The following is an 18,821-nucleotide window of genomic DNA, read 5'->3' on the forward strand; positions in this document are numbered from 1 at the left end:
AGCTAGAAAGCCACAGAAAGCAAAGGGCTTTCTAGCTACATGACATGAATGATGTAAAATGTTGATATCAGAGCGGAGGGACTAAGCTTGAGTTTTTTTAAGAAGCTGAGAGAGAGCATTGCCAGTAAGACAGAATCGGTTACCAAGCAATTCAAGGATGGTCTGGAGAAAACGCGCAAGGGCCTGGTGGAAGCGGTATCGGATCTAATTATTCGTCGCAGAAAGATCGATGAGGAATTTTACGAGGAGCTTGAAGAGATTCTGATCGGTGCCGATGTAGGTGTGAACACGGTCATGAATCTGATTGAAGAGCTGCGCGATGAGGTGAGAAAGCGTCGAATTGAGGATGCGGCTGAATTGCAGCCTGTGCTCTCTGAGAAGTTGTCTGAGCTACTGCGTGGAACGGAGAATAATGAGCTCAAGACTAATCCAGATGGCATCACCGTCATTTTGTTCGTAGGGGTCAATGGCGTCGGCAAAACGACTACAATCGGTAAAATGGCTCATCGCTTCAAGCAGGAGGGCAAGAAGGTCATGCTGGCGGCAGGTGATACGTTCCGTGCAGGAGCGATCGAGCAGCTGGAGGTATGGGGCCAACGCGCAGGCGTAGAGGTCATTAAACAGCATTCAGGCTCAGATCCAGCCGCTGTGATGTATGATGCCGTACAGGCTGCGAAGCAGCGTCAGGTGGATGTGCTGCTCTGCGATACGGCTGGCAGACTTCAGAACAAGACGAATCTGATGGAGGAGCTGAACAAAATCTTCCGTGTCATTCAGCGGGAGATCCCGGATGCCCCGCATGAGGTGCTGCTCGTACTGGATGCAACGACAGGACAAAATGCGCTGAACCAGGCGAAGCTTTTCGGTGAGAAGAGCGGCGTGACCGGTCTTGTGCTGACCAAGCTGGATGGTACGGCCAAGGGTGGTATCGTCATTGCTATTCGTCAGGAGATGAACCTGCCTGTCAAATTCGTCGGCCTTGGCGAGAAGATTGATGATCTGCAGCCATTTGACTCCGATCAGTTCGTACATGCCCTGTTCGCAGGTCTTGTACAGGAGACGACCGAGGAGGCGGCGGATGCCTCGGACTCCCAGTCCTGATAACGCTCCCGCTGCGTACAGCGGGAGTATATGCGATTTTTGACCGTGTGGCCGATCCATGAGACCACATGGAATGCAGGTTCTACGTAGTTGCGTAGGAGGATACTGCCTTGTAGCTTGAGGCGAATCATGGCACCTATTGTGTGTAGATAACGTCAACATGCGTTGTACTTGTGTATGCTGTAGTTAGCTGATGTATTGTTATATTGGACCTGTGTGTAACACAGGTCTTTTTTTGTAAGCTAGGGCAGGAGGGCTCCGAGGTGCGCCGTGTGCTCATAACATAGTATAATGATGGAAGCCACTGTGAAGGACATCTCGAAAATACCCTGGTTAAATACCTGATCGACAAGAATAATGGGAGGTTCGTATGGTTAATACTTACACTTACAACCGACGGGAAGAACTGGCTAATGCAATTACACACGGGATTGGCGCGGCTCTGAGCGTAGCGGCTCTTGTGCTTCTGATTGTCTTTGCCAGTACACAAGGTACAGCATGGCATGTCGTGAGCTTCACCATTTATGGTGTAACGATGCTGCTGCTGTATACGAATTCGATGCTTCTCCACAGCTTTAAAGAAGGAAAGGTTAAGGATTTGTTCGAATTTTTCGATCATTCCTGTATCTACCTGTTCATTGCTGGGACCTATACGCCATTCATGCTTACGGCACTGCGCGGCACACTGGGCTGGACGCTGTTCGGCATTGTTTGGGGAATTGCAGTTGCTGGTGTAATATTCAAGGTGTTTTTTACGAAGCGATTTTTGTTCATGTCTACAGCGTTCTACCTTGTGATGGGCTGGCTCATCGTCATTGCCTGGAATCCGCTAGTGGCCACTATACCGCATGGAGGAATCGTGCTACTGGTAGGCGGAGGGATCATGTATACGCTCGGGACGATCTTCTATGTGTGGAGGGCGTTTCCTTATCATCACGCGGTATGGCATTTGTTCGTATTAGGCGGTAGCATTTTGCACTTTTTTGCCGTGCTGCTCTACCTGACACCGCTCAAAATCTAGGCTCACGTCAAAGGAATTCAAGTCATTTCATTGTGACAAGGAGAAATGCTTGACAACGAGATTTCTTTTAGGTATGATAAGGAACGTTGAAAAGAAGTGTAAAGTGTTTTTCCTTGACGATGGGGGTGCCCAAAATGAGTCAGGAGAATCGACTCGAGAAGACAACCAGAATTAACCTGCTGTTTGACTTCTATGAACCTTTGCTGACAGACAAGCAGCAGATGTTCCTAAAATATTATTTTCATGATGATTTCTCCCTGGGAGAGATTGCAGCAGAATTCGAAATCAGCCGTCAGGCTGTATATGAACATATCAAGCGTGCCGAGCAGGTGCTCGACATGTATGAAGAGAAGCTTGGATTGCTAGCCAGACATGAACGGCGATCGGAAGAGCTTGAACGTCTGCAGGGTCATCTGGCGAAGCTCATGTCGCAGACGGATATGCCGCATGAGGCGACATTACAGCAGATGAATGACATCGTGAGTCGCTTGCAGGAAATGTAACCTGCTTGTTGCGATGAGGCTCACTGGTGAGTAGTCACAACATGGAAGAGGAGGTGTGACTGTATGGCATTTGAAGGATTGTCCACCCGACTTCAGAGTGTGTTCAGCAAGCTGCGGGGCAAGGGTAAGGTATCTGAGGATGATGTAGCTCAAGCCATGCGTGAGGTACGACTGGCTCTGCTTGAGGCGGACGTTAACTTCAAGGTAGTGAAGGACTTCATTGCGAAGGTCAAGGAAAAGGCTGTCGGTAAAGAAGTCATGGACAGCTTCACACCTGGTATGGTCATTATCGACATCGTTAACAAGGAACTGACCGAGCTGATGGGCGGAAGTCAGGCAAAGCTCGCTAAAGCGAACAAGCCGCCTACAGTGATTATGATGGTAGGTCTGCAGGGTGCCGGTAAGACGACCACCACAGGGAAGCTGGCCAAGCTGCTGCAGAAGCAGAATCATCGCCCCCTGCTGATCGCTGGCGATATTTACCGCCCAGCGGCTATCAAGCAGCTTCAGATCCTTGGAGAGCAGATCAAGGCGCCGGTATTCTCGTTAGGAGATCAGACCAGCCCCGTTGAGATTGCCAGACAAGGTATGCAGCATGCGAAGGAGAACGGGCATGATTATGTCATCGTCGATACCGCAGGTCGTCTGCATATCGATGAGGAACTGATGGAGGAGCTTAAGCAAATCCATAGTGTAGTTCAGCCTGATGAGGTTCTGCTCGTCGTAGACGCCATGACAGGACAGGATGCTGTTAACGTGGCGGAGCATTTCAACACGCAGCTCGAGCTTACTGGAGTAGTCCTGACCAAGCTCGACGGTGACACACGTGGTGGTGCGGCTCTCTCGGTCAAAGCTGTAACAGGCTGTCCGATCAAATTCGCCTCCATGGGTGAGAAGTTGGATGCCTTGGAGCCCTTCCATCCTGAACGGATGGCTTCACGGATTCTCGGCATGGGCGACATGCTCTCTCTCATTGAGAAAGCCCAGTCTAATATAGACGCCGACAAAGCAAAAGAGATGGAGCGCAAAATGCGCAACGCTGAATTCACGTTCGAGGATTTCCTTGAACAGATGGATCAGGTGAAGAAGTTAGGTCCTCTCGACCAGATTCTGGATATGATTCCCGGTATGGGCAACATGAAGCAGATGAAGGACATCAAGGTGGACGACAAGCAAATGGGACGCATCGAAGCCATTGTGCACTCTATGACGACTGAAGAGAAGCAGCAGCCTGATCTCATTAATCACAGCCGTCGCAAGCGGATTGCACTGGGAAGCGGAACGTCGCTGGCTGAGGTCAATCGACTTATCAAGCAGTTTGACGAGATGCGCCGAATGATGAAGCAATTCTCGGACATGATGGGACCGAAGGGTCCAAAGAACAAAAAGGCTTTAAAGCAGCTTAAGGGTCTGGGCAAGGGAATGCGTTTCCCGTTCAGATAATGATCAGAGGTTCATGATCGTCGTTTTGGCTTATGCCGAAGTGAGCGTGGAATGATATAGCAAGTCTATTCTATTTCTTGAAGGAGGTGAATTTCATGGCAGTTCGTATTCGTCTGAAACGTATGGGTGCGCATAAAGCGCCTTTCTATCGCGTGGTGGTATCTGATTCTCGTTCCCCTCGTGACGGTCGCTTTATCGAGGAAATCGGTTACTACAACCCGGTTGCACAACCGGCTGTTGTTAACATTGATGAAGAGAAAGCGCTGAAATGGCTGCAAAACGGTGCGCAAGCATCTGATACCGTTCGCAACCTGCTGAGCAAAGCTGGTGTAATGAAAAAACACCATGAGCTTAGACAGCAAAAATAGTTGCTGATTCGGAGGGTCATAAATGGAAGAATTAGTGATAATCATTGCTAAGGCTTTAGTAGATCATCCGGAAGATGTAACCGTGAAGAAGGTTGAAAAGGATCGGCTTGTCGTCTATGAGCTGGCTGTACATCCTGATGATGTCGGCAAGGTTATCGGCAAGCAGGGCCGGATCGCCAAAGCACTTCGTACTGTGGTTACATCAGCAGCAGTTAAGATGGATAAACGGGTTACCGTTGATATCATATCTTAAGATATAGGAAAGGGGGTTAGGATGAATGTCCTAGCCCCCTTTCGTACATGCTGAAGATGTTATGTCCGGTTAATAGAACGTGAAAGAGCAGGAGGGGCAAGATGCAACAGTTATTAAATGTCGGCAAGATCGTAAATACGCACGGCATTCGCGGTGAACTGAAGATATTGTCTTCCACGGATTTCCCCGAGGACCGTTTTGCAAAAGGAAGTGAGCTTCTTATCGTCTCTGAGCAGGGAGCTCCGATTCCTGTAACGGTGGAAACTTCACGTTTCCAAAAGAATATGGTCATTGTGAAATTCAAGGAATTTGGAAATATCAATGATGTCGAGAAATATAAAGGTAGCATGCTGAAGATCACAGCGGATCGGCAGGGCGAGCTGGGGCAGGATGAGTTCTACTTTCATCAGATTGTAGGCTGTGAGGTATTCACAGAGGAAGGTGAGCTGCTCGGTACCATCAAGGAGATTCTAACGCCTGGAGCCAATGATGTATGGGTAGTGAAGCAGAAGAACGGGAAGGATCTGCTGCTGCCTTATATCGAGGAGGTTGTGCTGCAGGTGGATGTGTCTGAGAAGCGTGTAACGGTGCGGCTTATGGAAGGGCTATTGTAAGATGAGAGTGGATGTATTGACCCTTTTTCCGGAAATGTTCGAGGGAGTCTTCGGAACTAGCATTCTCGGCAAGGCAAGAGAGAAGGGAATCGTCTCACTGGAGGCAGTTAATTTCCGGGCCTACGCAACGAACAAGCATAATACCGTCGATGATACGCCCTATGGCGGTGGTGGAGGGATGGTGCTCAAGCCAGATCCGATATTCGCCGCCGTGGAGGATTTGCTGGCACGCAAGCAGGCGGATGAACAGGAGAATCCGGGTGCTCAGGGAGGAAGACAGCCACGCATCATTCTGATGTGCCCGCAAGGGGATACGTTTACCCAGCAGAAGGCAGAGGAGCTGTCTCGGGAAGAGCATCTGATCTTTGTCTGTGGGCACTATGAAGGCTACGATGAGCGCATTCGGGAGCATCTGGTGACGGACGAGCTGTCTATTGGCGACTATGTGCTCACTGGCGGAGAACTGCCAGCCATGACGGTCATTGATAGTGTAGTAAGACTGCTGCCTGGAGTGCTGGGTAACGAGAGCAGTGCGATCACAGATTCTTTCAGCACAGGTCTGCTTGAATATCCACATTATACGCGTCCTCCTGAATTCCGTGGGTGGAAGGTGCCCGACATTCTACTCTCTGGTCATCACGCGAATATTGAGCAGTGGCGGCGACAGGAGTCTTTGCGTCGAACGTGGGAGCGTCGGCCTGAGCTGCTAGAGCAGGCAGAGCTTACGGCCAAGGAGCGAGAATGGCTGCGTAAGCTGGAGCAGGAAAATACCTAGTATCTTGACCGAATAAATTCAAGTTGAATATCCAGGAAGTATAGCCACTAGGGAAACGTACGCAAATCCTAGTACAACGAAGTTCGCAGGCATTTGTAATCATGCAGGTAGATGTCTATAATTAAATACATGACTTGATGTAGATCACGCTGGAGTCAGTATAGGTTGGCTTCAAAGGATACACCAGCAAAAATCAACAAATTATATGAATCCCCTCTAATTGTTGTTGCAATACGGTGCCCTCCATGATATGATACATCTGTTGTGTGTAATACGGTGGTCCGCTGTGGATGATGAAGGAAACGGATGAGTTTCTGGAAGATGCATGAACACCTGTACGGAAGGAGGGAGTCCTAGATGAATATCGTCCAAGCGATTACTCAAGAACAACTTCGCAAGGATATTCCGAGCTTTCGTCCTGGCGACACTTTGAAAGTGCACGTTAAGGTTATCGAGGGAACTCGTGAGCGTATCCAATTGTTCGAAGGTGTTGTGATCAAACGCCGTGGTGGTGGAATTAGTGAGACTTTTACAGTTCGTAAAATTTCTTACGGTGTAGGTGTGGAAAGAACTTTCCCGCTTCATTCCCCAAAAATCGATAAAATCGATGTGGCTCGCCGTGGTAAAGTGCGTCGTGCGAAGCTTTATTATCTTCGTGAACTGCGCGGTAAAGCAGCGAGAATTAAAGAAATTCGTTAATATAACGAATAACGTGAGGGGCTTGATTACAAGCTCCTTTCGTTTTTTTCTGGAGAAGTTCGGAGATGCTGTACTGATTCATCAGGCGGGTCTCGTAATCGAATCATGATACATAGAGTACAAGTAATCGACAAGAAGGGAGCAGTCTGAGCTATGGAGCAGCCACACGGGCAGGGTGCTGGCGAGCAGTCGGTACATCAAGGCGGGAATTCAGGCGAGAAGCAGAAGAATGAGATTCTGGAATGGGTTAAGGCCATTGCAATAGCGCTGATTGTTGTCTTTTTGATCCGTTGGTTCTTGTTCAAGCCATTCATTGTGGAAGGTCCATCGATGCAGCCTAACTTTCATACCGGAGAACGGGTTATTGTGAATGAAATTCTGTATAGCTTCCGTGAACCCAAGCGTGGAGAAGTCATCGTATTCCATGTGCCTGAAGAGGGACGAGACTTCATTAAGCGCGTTATTGCTGTCGCTGGAGATACGGTCAAAGTAGAAGGGGATAAGGTTACGGTAAACGGAGAGCCTATTCCTGAGACATATATTCACGAGGCTGTTGAGGCCGCTCAAGCAGAGGGACGGGAGTATAACTCCCTGATGGATTTTCCGAATGGAATGGTAACTGACGATAAAGTCCCTGAGGGAACGATATTTGTCATGGGAGACAATCGCTCCAACAGCACAGACAGTCGCCGGATCGGTTACATCAAGCTGGATGAGATTGTAGGGCGAGCTGATGTTATTTTCTGGCCCATCAAAGATATGAAATGGATTAATCATAGTGAATAAGCGGTTAAATGGCTTCATACCACTTAACGGCTTGTAGAATGAGGTGATGACGGTGACGATTCAATGGTTTCCTGGACATATGACCAAAGCGCGCCGCCAAATACAGGAGAAGCTGAAGCTGATTGATCTGGTTATCGAACTGATTGATGCAAGGCTTCCACTGTCCAGCCGTAATCCGATGATTGATGAGATTTTGCAGGGTAAGCCGCGGATGATTGTCATGAACAAGGCGGATTTGGCGGACCCGGCGGTCTCACAGGAATGGATCGCATATTTTAAAGAGCAGGGCCATGCAGCACTGCAGGTCGATGCGCAGACGGGAACAGGGATTAAGGATATACCTGTACAAGCAAAGCTCTTGCTCAAGGAGAAGATCGACAGACAGCTTGCGAAGGGGATTAATCCGCGAGCCATTCGGGCTCTCATTGTAGGAATTCCGAATGTCGGAAAATCCACGCTCATTAACCGCATGGCTGGCAGGAATATTGCAGCGACGGGTGATCGTCCTGGCGTAACCAAGGCGCAGCAATGGATCAAGATTGGCGAGATTGAGCTGTTGGATACACCAGGTATCCTGTGGCCCAAGTTCGAGGATCAAAATGTCGGGTATCGTCTGGCCGTAACCGGCGCCATCAAGGAAGAGATTTTGAACGTTGAGGATGTAGCCTTTTTCGGGGTTAAATACCTGGTTCAATATTACTGGGATACGATGGCAGAGCGATACGGGTTAACGGAGAAGCCGCAGGATCTTGAGAACCCTAATGAGATTGTAGAGGTTATGGAAGCGGTAGGACGCAAGCGTGGTTGTATCGTTAGTGGTGGACACGTAGATTTGGAGAAGGCTTCGCTGGTAATTTTACGTGATTTGCGTGCAGGCAAGCTGGGACGATTGACACTGGAGTCACCTTACTAGGTGCTCTGAAGATCTAGTATGGTGCTCGCATCATGTTGGTCTAAGCTATAGGCAAGCGAGAGGAAGCACCTTTCGTGTCTCATTCAGAGATGCGGAAGGTTTTTTTGTATAGGAGCGAGTTATGAAGATTATGCATTTATAAATGTCAGTTAGCCACTGGAAGCCAGCCAGATATTCGCTTAGACAGAAATTGGTGGTAGAAGTTCTCTATAACGTGGACTCATAAATATGTTAAGATGGGCTGTATCCATATGAATATCCTCATGAAAATAGCTGGGAAATATAAGCCGCTGCAAGCGGAGAGCTCTGATGACGTATGTTAAGCTTGCTGTTCTATTGCACGAGGATGATGAGGTGATGAACAGCAGGCATAGGGCAGACCCTTTGTTTCTCAAGGGCTTCTCGTTGTCCAATAACGACGGTGCTCTCCTGATCGTTACATAGTCAGTTCGGTCAGGGACTAGTATGGTAGAGCCATGGCTATTAATGAAGTCGAAATATATGTAAAGCGGGTGCTGTAATGAGTGAAATGCTGCGTTATGAACGTGAATGCTGGAAGGAAGGCTACCAATCCATAGCCGGAATTGACGAGGTAGGCCGTGGCTGCTTGTTCGGCGATGTAGTAGCTGCAGCCGTTATTTTACCTCCTGAGCTGGAGCTGGAGGGTGTAACGGATTCGAAAAAGCTGAGCGACAAGAAACGGGACATGTACTATGAGCAGATAATGGACAAGGCACTAGCGGTCGGGATCGGCTTCGTAAGCGCCCAGGTGATTGACGAGATCAACATCAAGCAAGCAGCTCGTCTGGCGATGAAGCAGGCGGTGGAAGGCTTGCAGCTTACTCCTGACTATCTGTTGGTTGATGCGGAAAAGGTAGCGATTGATATCCCACAACTATCCATTATTAAAGGGGATGCAAACAGTCAATCCATAGCTGCTGCATCCATAATCGCAAAGGTCACTCGTGACCGCCTCTGCCAGACGGAATGGGAGGCCAAGTACCCAGAATACGGTATTGCCATACATAAGGGTTATGCAACCAAATTGCATAGAGAGCAGATTGTGGCCTTGGGGCCAACGCCGATGCATCGAAGAAGCTTCCTTGGCAGTCTGCTGACCGAGCAGCCTACACTGTTTGATTTGTAATTTGATCTGATTGAACCTTAATATGTTACTTAATGTACGTCATCATAATGGTACTTAATTATGGTACTTAATTTAGGTCGTCACGTATGTACAGAAGAAGATCTTGTCTGGTACATCTTCAGCTGTAGGCCATGGCTGTCTGCATTCAGAAGTGGCGTGTTCCGGTAAGCGGACTCATAACTTATCTTGGAATGACCGATATATACAAGAAAAGAAACAAATGAACAGAGATACAAGAAGACAACATGAGGACAGGCCCACCGTGCGGTAACAATTCGTACAACGTGCTCTAGCGCATGTTGCAGTATGCATATAGATGATATCAATCCTGATATGTAAGGAGGTTCGCCATGAACATCGGATCGGTTATCCGCGGGTTGATGGGAGATGCCAAAGCCGGAGACAGTAAAAAGCTGGAGCTGCAGACGGGGCAGGTCGTGCGGGGCACGGTCATGCAGGTATCCGATGACGGCAACGAAGCAGTTATTCAAATCCAAGGTACACAGGTACGGGCCAAGCTGGAGACACCGCTACAGGCAGGTCAGACGACCTTGCTACAGGTGCAGCCTCCCGGCGAGAACGGGATGGCGGTGCTCAAGCCTCTGTCTCAATCCCCGTACCTACCATTGCCGTCGGTGTCGCTATCAGAGGTGCTGAAATCGGTTGGCTTACCAGACACTGCGGACAATCGTGAGCTTATTCAATTGATGCAGCGTAACGGCATTCCGCTGACGCAGGATAACACTAAGAGCCTACGTGAGGTTGCCAATCAGCTACTTCCAGGCGGAGCCAAGCTGGATACACTTGTCCAGTCGGCGGCGGTAGCTCTACAGCGCGGACTCCCCATGACTCCACAAAGCATTGCCGGTCTTCAGCAGGCGATCTTCGGACCTTCACTTGATCAACTGCTGACTTCTCTCGAGAAGCTGGTGGATCAGGCATTGCGGCAGGGAAGCAACAACACCAGTACGGCAAATGGATCACCAACATTAGGTGGAGCAGCTAATGCTGCGACTACGATCAATGCTGGTACGTCTGCAAGTGCAGGAGCGGCTAGTGGCAGTGTATCCCAACAAGGAACAGGTGCAGCAGCTGGAGCCCCTGCTCCTACTGGTATGGGAGCAGGGAATACAGGTCAAGGACAGCCGTTAGCTTCTTCAGGAGCCCCTACAACCGTTCAGGCTGGATCACCGCAGGGAACTGGTGGTAGAGCAGGAGCAACAGGGAATACAACCGGCGGAGCAAGCCCGGCAGTTAATGGATCACAGTCAGGAGCAACGGGCACGACTGTAACGACAGCTGGTGGAGCTACTGGTCTGACTGGAGCAACGGGCAATACGGCAGCAGGGTCCCCAATGACAGGCGCTATTGCTGCTAACACATCTGGTGCAGCAGCTCTGACCCAGCAGGCTGCTGGCGAGAGTGCATCGAATCAAGGGCCTGCTGCAGCGGGACGCGCAGAGGCCAGCGTTGGCAACGGGACGGCTGCGGCGGGTGGAATGCCGCAGTCCGGTGCGCAGCTTCAGCAGCTACGTACGGTGCTGCAGGAGCTGCGCGGACTGGTGCCGACTCCATTGGCACCAGCACAAGCATCCGCGCCAGAGCATAGCCAAGGCGCGGCAACCGGGCGGGCTGGCGAAGCGCCACAGCCCGGAGAAGTCTCCGCTAGGCCTGCCGCGGAGACCGCAGTGCAGCCGCCCGCCGCCCGCGAAGCGGAGCCGTGGGTAGGGCGGCTGCTGAAGCTGCTCGGTGCAGAGCACGAGCAGCAGGTGCTTCGCCCCGCGAATGGTAGCGGGGCGGGAAGAGAGCTGCCTGTGCTAGGGCAGGCAGCGAATGGGCAGCAGGCGGATGCTGCTGCCACAGTCAAGGGAATGCTGCTGCAGCTGATGAGCAGCAGCGATGATCTGCCGCCTGCACTGCGGGAGGCGGCACAGCAGGTGGTCCAGCACCTTACAGGTCAACAGCTACTGCTGAATACGGATCGCACAGCTCCATTTGCACAGGTGCATCTGTTCATACCTTTCATTGGCCCAGATGGACAGGAGACAGCCTCGGTACAGATACAGTCTCGGCGTGGCAAGAAAGGCGAGCTGGACCCGGCGAATTGCCGCCTATGGTTCGATCTGGATATGCATGCCCTTGGACCGACGCTGCTGGATGTGCAGGTAGTGGATCGTATCGTGAGCGTCAAAGTGCACAATGATAGCGAATGGGCCGGGGCATTACTGGAAAGCGGTAGAGATAGCGTCACAGAAGGGCTGGCAGGCATCGGCTATCAGCTGTTGTCCTTACGAGCCGAGCCGATGCCAGTACGAGCTGAGCAGGAGTTGGATGCACCTGTGCGGGTGGCGGAGGAATATGCTCCGCAGACGTACAAAGGGGTGGATGTGAAAATATGAGTGATTCGTCAGAGCAAACATCCCTGGCAAGGAAAAAAGCTGTCGCTCTCAAATATGCACCAGGGGAGAATGATGCTCCTGTCGTCGTGGCAAAAGGAAGCGGTCGTCTAGCGGAGACGATTCTGGAGAAGGCCCGAGAGAACGGTGTTCCTGTGCAGGAGGACCCCGCCCTTGTAGAAGTGCTATCGAAGCTGGATCTGGATGAGCAGATTCCTACAGAGCTGTATCATCTTGTAGCAGAGGTACTGACTTATATTTACCGGATGGATAAGCAGGCCGGAGGCAGTTCCTATGAATAGCTTTGAGTGGGATGGACAAGGGATTTCTGCTCCCAAAGCTAGAGCCACAAGACGTGACAAAGGAAGCCTAGGTGAGTTGACGGCGGTCGATTTTTTACAGGAACAGGGCTATCTCTTGCGTGATCGCAACTGGCGCTGCAGAAGCGGTGAGATTGACATCATCGTAGAGGATGAGGGCTCGCTTATATTTGTGGAGGTGCGTAGTCGATCAGGATCAGCCTATGGTACGGCTACTGAGTCTGTAAATGCACGCAAGCAGGCACAGGTTCGCCATGTGGCCGCAATCTACATGCATATGAATGGTGTTCAGGATTGGCCTGTACGGTTTGATGTCATTGCTGTACAGTTATTGCCAGACGGTAAAGCCCAGGTGACCGAACATATATGTGCGGCGTTCTAACGTTATAAGTGATTGCAGTCCATACATAATGGGTGCTGTAATCACGAATTTTATCAACCTATATGAGCCGTGAAGCACACAGGCTGTCTGTCCTTAGTTCGATCAGGATAGGCAGTCTTTTTTAATCCTATGTCTTGAAGCGGGTTAGTTCCCTTATTAAATATTGCTTGTTTGACAAGAGGAATGGGAGAAGCTATAGTTTAATTATTGAGAAGTGTTCTCATTTGAGTTTGAATTCAGGTTTATGAGCGACTAGTTGATTATGTCAGATAATAATGACAGGACATTCTGTCTGAATAGTCTGTATTCTGGAATACGATAGCCTGTCAAGCAGGATTGGGAGCTACATAACTCGATATTCTTTAGGCAGCTGCTATAAGTAGCCAAATCGTATGAATAGATACTTGAGGAGGAAGTCATATGAGCACAAATTCAGGATCAAATACAGAAGTGAAATTCTCGGAGCAGGTGCTGGATGTCATTCGTAACCGGAGAACAGTTAAAAGGTTCAAACCAGATCCGATTCCAACTGAGACCATTACAGAGTTGCTGGATGTCGCTGTATGGGCGCCGAATCATAAGCTTCGTGAGCCATGGCGGTTCTTGCTCTTTACGGGAGATGGCCGTCAGCGCTTGGTCGATGCAATCTCCGCAGAGATTGGTGAGGAGAATAATCGCTTTGCAGAGGGGATTTTGCATAATCCGTTCGAGCTTGTGGTCGTGATGAAGGAAGATCCGCGACAGCTGGTGTGGGATGAGGACTATGCGGCTGTAAGCGCACTGGTCCAGAATTTTATGCTTGCAGCATGGAGTAAGGGAATCGGAACCTTCTGGGTAACGAAGCCGTTCCTGTATGGTCCTAAATTCCGTGAGCAATTGGATATTTTGCCTGGTGAAAAGGTAGTGGCAATGATTTACGGTGGATATCCTGATGTCATTCCAAAAGGACAACCACGTACGGCTGCAGTAGAGAAGCTTACTTTATTCGATCGCTAGAATCTTAACCCAACTCATATAGACTACGGGCTCAGCCTTATAAATATTGCAATAATTGTGCAGGACAGGCTTGGTCAAAAGCCTTTATTCGTAATCCATCAAGTATATCTTCGATTAATACATTATGAATACATCATGATCGGTACATCATTTTCCAACTTTATAGGTACTGTTCGTGAAGCTAGTGAAATAGTGGAAGCACCCTTTTCATGTATAAGCAGGCGTTAAAGCTATGCTCAATTATAGATGAATGGGGTGTTTTTGTTATGTATGGGAAATTGGACAGCGCTTGTCTGTATGGTATAGATGGTGTACTTATTGAGGTCGAGACGGATCTGGCCAATGGCTTGCCACAGACGGCTATCATTGGTCTTCCGGATTCGGCCATTCGGGAAGCTGTGGAACGTGTACGAGCAGCCATCAAAAATTGTGGCTTTACTTATCCTGCTCAGCGGGTAACGATTAACTTAGCCCCGGCAGATTTGCGAAAGGAAGGGACAGCCTTTGATCTGGCTATTGCTATTGGTCTATTAGCTACTAGCGGACAGGTTGTGCTGCCTGAGCAGGAGCGGACACTATTTATTGGTGAGCTGGCCTTGGACGGGAGTATCCGTCCTGTCAACGGAGTGCTCTCTATGGTGGATGCAGCCAAAAGAGAGGGCTGCAGCAGCGTACTTCTGCCGAAGGAGAACTGGGAGGAAGCCTGTCTCATTAGCGGTATCGACGTATACCCTTTGAGTCATTTACGGGATCTAATTCATTTAGCACATTGTCAGGATGAAGGCGGTTATTCCTATGAAGCAGGACATACCGGGGGGAGTCCAGATCACAATGAACAGGCTGTTGATGGGGAAACTGTAGACGAGGGAGCTGACAAGACTACTCGCCAGGTGATTGACCGTGAACGTGTGATAGCGGAGCTGCGTGGGTTGAAAGGAGCCAAGGCACCTATACGAATCTCGGCTTATGAGCCGTTACAGTCAATTTCCAGCTCTACAGGGCGAGGACGACCAGAGCCCGAGCATCCGTTGAGAGCGACAACGCGCTATGTTGTCGAGGATTATGCAGATGTGCTTGGTCAACAACAGGCTAAGCGAGCGCTGGTGATTGCTGCGGCAGGTATGCATAATCTGCTGTTCATTGGCCCGCCTGGAACCGGCAAAACCATGCTGGTAAAACGTCTACCCACAATTATGCCGAATTTAACAGAAGCAGAAGCATTAGAGGTCACGAAGATTTTAAGTGCGGCTGGCAAATTGAAGGAGGCTCCTACGGGGCTCATACGTCAGCGTCCTTTCCGTTCCCCGCACCATACGATTTCTTCAGCAGGTCTGATCGGAGGCGGGAGCATTCCGCGTCCCGGTGAGGTGAGTCTTGCACACAGGGGCGTATTATTTCTGGATGAGCTGCCTGAATTCAACCGTCAGGTGCTCGAAGTACTCCGGCAGCCGCTGGAGGATCGTCATGTGACCATTAGCCGCTCTCGTGCTGTATTCACCTTTCCTGCACAATTTATGCTGGTCGCATCTATGAATCCGTGTCCGTGTGATTAATACCTTGGGAAAAACAATATTGAACCTGTACATTGGCATATGGCTTGCCCGTGTCAGGTTCAATCTCTTGAATTACTCTTATTTTGTTGACGAGAGTTTTGACGATATCTCGTTTGATTTCAAATGGAGGGTCACTCGTTAGCTTGTCTCGGAAAGCTACCAGCAGATGCTCAATTGAATCAAACTGATCTGCGATGCTGCTCTCATCGGCAATAGCGCGATCTATCTCCTTAATCCGAAGTTCCAAACTATTAGACTCTTTCAGTATCTCTTGCAGTTGGCGTTCAACATCCAAGGCCGTAATGATTTTCTGACGGTACAAGGTCAGTATGCTTTGCTTTTCAGATTCCTTGGAATGCAGACTGCTGAGTACCAATTGCTTTTCATTTAGTAGTTCGTCTGTTATTTTCTTCTTTTCATCAATGCCATTAGCCAGCGCATTAATTGCCTCGCCAGGATCTAGGATGTAATTCACACATTCATTCCATACCAGATCTTCAAGCCAAACCCCTGGTACATTTTTGTTCTCACATTTTTCATAAGGGCCTTTATAAAGGGATTTGCCACCACAAGAATAATAAGCTTTCTTTTTACCTTTGGAGTCTGAATATCCAGTTCCTATATAAGTTATTCCACATGACCCGCACTTGATTAACCCGCGTAAGAGATAGTCCCTTGTTGCATTCCTTTTGCTTTCCCGCTGATTGGTTCTTAAAGACTGACGAGCTGCCTCCCATAATTCTGGAGATACGATGGCTGGTACTTCTCGCCTTATTATTTCTCTTTCTCTAGTCGCTCTTTTTCCATAATCATGATACCCTTTGTAGGTTGTATTTTTTATAATATTGCCGACTCTACCTGGCCACCATATGCCGGCAGTATTCACTTTGCGCTGACCTTTTTTGACTTTACGGCCATTCTTTACATAGGACGGAGGAATCTTGAGTGTATTAAAATAGTCTGCCACCTTGGTAGTTGACCATCCTTGGCGACCAACCAAATCGTATACTAGCCTGATCACACCAGCTTGGCTTAAGTCCTCTTTACCAGGAAGGGGAGACTCATCAACATACAAATAGGATTCCTCATCTTTACTGTAGCCGTAAGGTACTATTCCCCCAAGCCATTTTCCCAGCCGAGCTGCACGATTCGCTCCATGCCAAAGAGTATCAAGCAACGTATCCCGATCAAACTCAGCTTGTCCAGCTAGCACTGTGATGATAAAGCGTCCCATCGGGTCCCCAGTATCAAATGGCTCAGTCATTGATTTAATCTTAACCCCATACTCTTCTAGCTGGTAGATCGCATCAAGAGTAACTCTGGCTTTACGACCAAGGCGTTTCATATTGTAAATCAAGACAGTTTTGAACTTGCCTGCCTTAGCATCTTCAAGAAGTCTCTTTCCTTCGGGTCTCTGATCTAAAGGAATTGTACCTGAAACTCCATCATCTTTATACCAGTCAACGATATTCATCTTGTGCAGCTCACAATATTTTTCAGCAAACTCTATCTGGTTCTCAATAGTCTCGCGCTCAGCTTGGTCATCTGATGAGACACGAGGGTACACGACGACATCTTTTACTAAAATAGCCTCTGAAAAATTAAACATGTCTTATCCCCCTGAAGCATAATTGTAAGATCGTATGTTCGGTGTTTTCTCCAAAAGAAAAAGCCCCGGAGGGCATATTGATATAAGTATTCAATTTTAAAACCAATTACCTGTTTAAGCAGGCTAAATGAGTTTACACACAATAATTGGATTCTAAATGCAACTTCTTAGATTGTTTTAACTTGTTCCGGAATTCATTTCTAAGAAAAATTGCATGATTGATATCTCATGACTCTAATCTTAACTCGATAACTCCTATAAATTCAAGGGGGAATGATTAAATACTATGTAATAACTTTTTTTTGAACATTTGTATCTAAATGAATTTTGTTGCGTATATAACATCAAATAAGGTCAAACAACTCAGGGACATCAAGACATAACTGCAAGAGGTGATTACATATGGTTCCTATTGTTGGTTCTAAAGGTGAAATTATTGTTGTTAAAGTACGTGATATTATTTCTATCTCTTCATTGGATGGAGAAATTGAGATTCGAACTAAAACACGAAGAGGGAGACCTCTAAGGTCTTTAGTCGATTACGAACAATATCTTCTACCTATGGGGTTTGAAAAAGCATCTAAATCAGAGTTAGTTAATACTGAACAAATATGGAGATTTTGTGAACAAAATAAAACTCTATATTTCGACAAAAACCATAAAATAAAGGGCATAAAAGTTTCTCGTAGAAATCAGCGGAAATTTAAGGCACTTTGACCGTTCACTGACCTTGAACGGTCATTTTTTATTCGACAGTATCTGCAAAAGTAGTCTGGTAATATTGGGACTATAAGACCAGAGCGAGTTGTAAGAAGACATAAAAAAACGTACACTAATGTAATCTAGAATGGAAGTGACATCATGAAAAACGAATTTGATAAACTCGTTTCTTCAATCAAAGAACTGGAGAACGAGCCTCCAGAGAGTGTTCATGAGTTTATAAAAGAGAAGTTAATACAAAAATTAGAAGCTCAAAGCTCTTCGTAAACTAGCTTGATCATTTTTTCTAATGTTTCCCTGTTATGTGGGTCAGTCAAGTCAATACGATATTTTTCAACTAATTCTCTAAGAACGTATTCAGATGTTTTCGTGGATATTTGTTCTTCCTTCACATATGATACATCTCTGTTTCTGAGCGGAAAATCAGTCCGACCAAGCAAATAGTCGGTATCAACATCAAGAATGTTTGCTAATGCAACAAGCGTTTCATTTGATGGGGTGCTATGACCATTTTCATAGTTGCTGATCGCTGCTTTTGTCAGATTTATTTTCAAAGCTAGCTCTTCTTGAGTTAGCTTTTTCTTTTTGCGCTCAGAAGCAACTCTGTCTCCTTGAAACACCGAAATTCCTCCTATTTACAAGATAAAAATAATAAAGTACATGTTAATTGTACATTGAATAGATGGTTAAATAAATTATGTACACTAAGTCTGTTTTTTTCTATTGACATACAGACTTAGTGTACTTTATTATTGATTTATTAGTACAAGATTAGTGTATATGAGGTGGGTAAAATGAAAAACAGAGCCTTGAGCACAGCGAGAAAAAATAATGGGCTAACCCAAGAAGAATTGGCTATAAAGCTCGAATATTCAAAGGCTACAGTTAGTAATTGGGAGAATGGATATTCGAATCCTTCACTTTCTGATGCTTTTAAAATTTCTAAAATACTTAATGAGGATATTAATGATCTTTTTTCAGGTCTCAAGGTACAGGTTCAGTGTACATTGTCGGTTCATTCGCCTAATAAAGCTATTTGAGAACGGTAAAGGGAGGCTGAGTATGGCAGATCAACCTAAAGGAATAAAGTATCAAGCTGTGTACAAGCCTGACACAGAGCGAATGATAAAAGCTCTTGAGATTGTACGTGATATGCCAGTCGATCTCCATCAGCGGGCAGAAGTAGCGAAAGAAGGCGCTTAATCTTATATATCTAAGGGAG

The 18,821-nt window shown here is 47.6% G+C and carries 23 protein-coding genes and 1 pseudogene; 22 read left to right on the plus strand and 2 right to left on the minus strand.

Annotated features, from left to right (window positions below; translation table 11 throughout):
* Window positions 1-87: 87 nt before the first annotated feature.
* The 18 genes and pseudogenes from ftsY to K331_RS32855 form a co-directional block, all read left to right on the plus strand.
* A complete protein-coding gene (ftsY, locus tag K331_RS0124805) occupies window positions 88-1,101 on the plus strand; it encodes a signal recognition particle-docking protein FtsY (protein ID WP_028592365.1) in 1,014 nt (337 codons plus the stop codon).
* A gap of 370 nt (window positions 1,102-1,471) precedes the next feature.
* Window positions 1,472-2,122: a PAQR family membrane homeostasis protein TrhA gene (gene trhA, locus K331_RS0124810; RefSeq protein WP_025681534.1), complete on the plus strand. Its 651-nt coding sequence runs from the start codon at window positions 1,472-1,474 to the stop codon at window positions 2,120-2,122.
* A 134-nt stretch (window positions 2,123-2,256) separates the two neighbouring features.
* Window positions 2,257-2,625: a YlxM family DNA-binding protein gene (gene ylxM / locus K331_RS0124815; RefSeq protein ID WP_018883534.1), complete on the plus strand. Its 369-nt coding sequence runs from the start codon at window positions 2,257-2,259 to the stop codon at window positions 2,623-2,625.
* 63 nt (window positions 2,626-2,688) lie between these two features.
* Window positions 2,689-4,068, plus strand: a complete 1,380-nt coding sequence (gene ffh / locus K331_RS0124820; RefSeq protein WP_018883533.1) for a signal recognition particle protein — start codon at window positions 2,689-2,691, stop codon at window positions 4,066-4,068.
* A gap of 95 nt (window positions 4,069-4,163) precedes the next feature.
* Window positions 4,164-4,436 carry a 30S ribosomal protein S16 gene (gene rpsP / locus K331_RS0124825; protein ID WP_018883532.1) on the plus strand — a complete coding sequence of 91 codons (273 nt, stop codon included), beginning with the start codon at window positions 4,164-4,166 and terminating at the stop codon, window positions 4,434-4,436.
* 22 nt (window positions 4,437-4,458) lie between these two features.
* The gene (locus K331_RS0124830; protein ID WP_018883531.1) at window positions 4,459-4,689 is read left to right on the plus strand and encodes a KH domain-containing protein; all 231 of its coding nucleotides are present in this window, start codon (window positions 4,459-4,461) and stop codon (window positions 4,687-4,689) included.
* Window positions 4,690-4,790: 101 nt separating this feature from the next.
* Window positions 4,791-5,303, plus strand: a complete 513-nt coding sequence (rimM, locus tag K331_RS0124835; RefSeq protein ID WP_028592366.1) for a ribosome maturation factor RimM — start codon at window positions 4,791-4,793, stop codon at window positions 5,301-5,303.
* 1 nt (window position 5,304) lies between these two features.
* Window positions 5,305-6,078, plus strand: a complete 774-nt coding sequence (gene trmD / locus K331_RS0124840) for a tRNA (guanosine(37)-N1)-methyltransferase TrmD (protein ID WP_025681535.1) — start codon at window positions 5,305-5,307, stop codon at window positions 6,076-6,078.
* A gap of 357 nt (window positions 6,079-6,435) precedes the next feature.
* On the plus strand, window positions 6,436-6,777 hold the full coding sequence (rplS, locus tag K331_RS0124845) for a 50S ribosomal protein L19 (protein WP_018883527.1): 342 nt from the start codon (window positions 6,436-6,438) through the stop codon (window positions 6,775-6,777).
* A 153-nt stretch (window positions 6,778-6,930) separates the two neighbouring features.
* Complete coding sequence (gene lepB / locus K331_RS0124850; RefSeq protein WP_028592367.1) at window positions 6,931-7,563, plus strand: signal peptidase I; 633 nt, start codon at window positions 6,931-6,933, stop codon at window positions 7,561-7,563.
* A 52-nt stretch (window positions 7,564-7,615) separates the two neighbouring features.
* Window positions 7,616-8,476: a ribosome biogenesis GTPase YlqF gene (gene ylqF, locus K331_RS0124855; protein WP_018883525.1), complete on the plus strand. Its 861-nt coding sequence runs from the start codon at window positions 7,616-7,618 to the stop codon at window positions 8,474-8,476.
* Window positions 8,477-8,785: 309 nt separating this feature from the next.
* Window positions 8,786-8,920 (plus strand): hypothetical protein, encoded by a 135-nt coding sequence (locus K331_RS33010; protein ID WP_264177771.1) that lies wholly within the window; start codon window positions 8,786-8,788, stop codon window positions 8,918-8,920.
* A 76-nt stretch (window positions 8,921-8,996) separates the two neighbouring features.
* Complete coding sequence (locus K331_RS30470) at window positions 8,997-9,623, plus strand: ribonuclease HII (RefSeq protein ID WP_084165562.1); 627 nt, start codon at window positions 8,997-8,999, stop codon at window positions 9,621-9,623.
* A 350-nt stretch (window positions 9,624-9,973) separates the two neighbouring features.
* On the plus strand, window positions 9,974-12,022 hold the full coding sequence (locus tag K331_RS0124870) for a hypothetical protein (protein ID WP_028592368.1): 2,049 nt from the start codon (window positions 9,974-9,976) through the stop codon (window positions 12,020-12,022).
* Complete coding sequence (locus tag K331_RS0124875) at window positions 12,019-12,321, plus strand: EscU/YscU/HrcU family type III secretion system export apparatus switch protein (RefSeq protein WP_028592369.1); 303 nt, start codon at window positions 12,019-12,021, stop codon at window positions 12,319-12,321. Before K331_RS0124870 ends, K331_RS0124875 begins: the two co-directional genes overlap by 4 nt.
* The gene (locus K331_RS0124880; protein WP_051290013.1) at window positions 12,314-12,721 is read left to right on the plus strand and encodes a YraN family protein; all 408 of its coding nucleotides are present in this window, start codon (window positions 12,314-12,316) and stop codon (window positions 12,719-12,721) included. The genes K331_RS0124875 and K331_RS0124880 overlap by 8 nt, the downstream gene beginning before the upstream one ends.
* Before the next feature lie 420 nt (window positions 12,722-13,141).
* The gene (locus K331_RS0124885) at window positions 13,142-13,717 is read left to right on the plus strand and encodes a nitroreductase family protein (protein ID WP_036635730.1); all 576 of its coding nucleotides are present in this window, start codon (window positions 13,142-13,144) and stop codon (window positions 13,715-13,717) included.
* A gap of 266 nt (window positions 13,718-13,983) precedes the next feature.
* Window positions 13,984-15,264: pseudogene (locus tag K331_RS32855) on the plus strand (YifB family Mg chelatase-like AAA ATPase); the annotation flags it as partial.
* Here the strand turns inward: K331_RS32855 and K331_RS0124895 are convergent.
* A complete protein-coding gene (locus K331_RS0124895; RefSeq protein WP_051290014.1) occupies window positions 15,245-16,879 on the minus strand; it encodes a recombinase family protein in 1,635 nt (544 codons plus the stop codon). The pseudogene K331_RS32855 and the gene K331_RS0124895 overlap by 20 nt on opposite strands.
* A gap of 402 nt (window positions 16,880-17,281) precedes the next feature.
* On the opposite strand from K331_RS0124895, the gene K331_RS0124900 reads away from it, so the two are divergent.
* Together K331_RS0124900 and K331_RS33015 are read left to right on the plus strand one after the other, a co-directional pair.
* Complete coding sequence (locus K331_RS0124900) at window positions 17,282-17,596, plus strand: LytTR family DNA-binding domain-containing protein (RefSeq protein WP_028592373.1); 315 nt, start codon at window positions 17,282-17,284, stop codon at window positions 17,594-17,596.
* A 144-nt stretch (window positions 17,597-17,740) separates the two neighbouring features.
* The gene (locus K331_RS33015; RefSeq protein ID WP_264177772.1) at window positions 17,741-17,866 is read left to right on the plus strand and encodes a hypothetical protein; all 126 of its coding nucleotides are present in this window, start codon (window positions 17,741-17,743) and stop codon (window positions 17,864-17,866) included.
* Here the strand turns inward: K331_RS33015 and K331_RS31210 are convergent.
* Window positions 17,851-18,219, minus strand: coding sequence for a helix-turn-helix domain-containing protein (locus K331_RS31210; RefSeq protein WP_051290015.1), 369 nt, complete (start codon window positions 18,217-18,219; stop codon window positions 17,851-17,853). The two genes, K331_RS33015 and K331_RS31210, sit on opposite strands and share 16 nt — an antisense overlap.
* Before the next feature lie 174 nt (window positions 18,220-18,393).
* On the opposite strand from K331_RS31210, the gene K331_RS0124915 reads away from it, so the two are divergent.
* Both K331_RS0124915 and K331_RS32050 read left to right on the plus strand, forming a co-directional pair.
* On the plus strand, window positions 18,394-18,639 hold the full coding sequence (locus K331_RS0124915; RefSeq protein WP_051290016.1) for a helix-turn-helix transcriptional regulator: 246 nt from the start codon (window positions 18,394-18,396) through the stop codon (window positions 18,637-18,639).
* 22 nt (window positions 18,640-18,661) lie between these two features.
* The gene (locus K331_RS32050; protein ID WP_156897709.1) at window positions 18,662-18,802 is read left to right on the plus strand and encodes a hypothetical protein; all 141 of its coding nucleotides are present in this window, start codon (window positions 18,662-18,664) and stop codon (window positions 18,800-18,802) included.
* Window positions 18,803-18,821: the final 19 nt, after the last annotated feature.

The sequence above is a fragment of the Paenibacillus massiliensis subsp. panacisoli DSM 21345 genome, assembly GCF_000426545.1.
Classification (GTDB): domain Bacteria; phylum Bacillota; class Bacilli; order Paenibacillales; family Paenibacillaceae; genus Paenibacillus; species Paenibacillus panacisoli.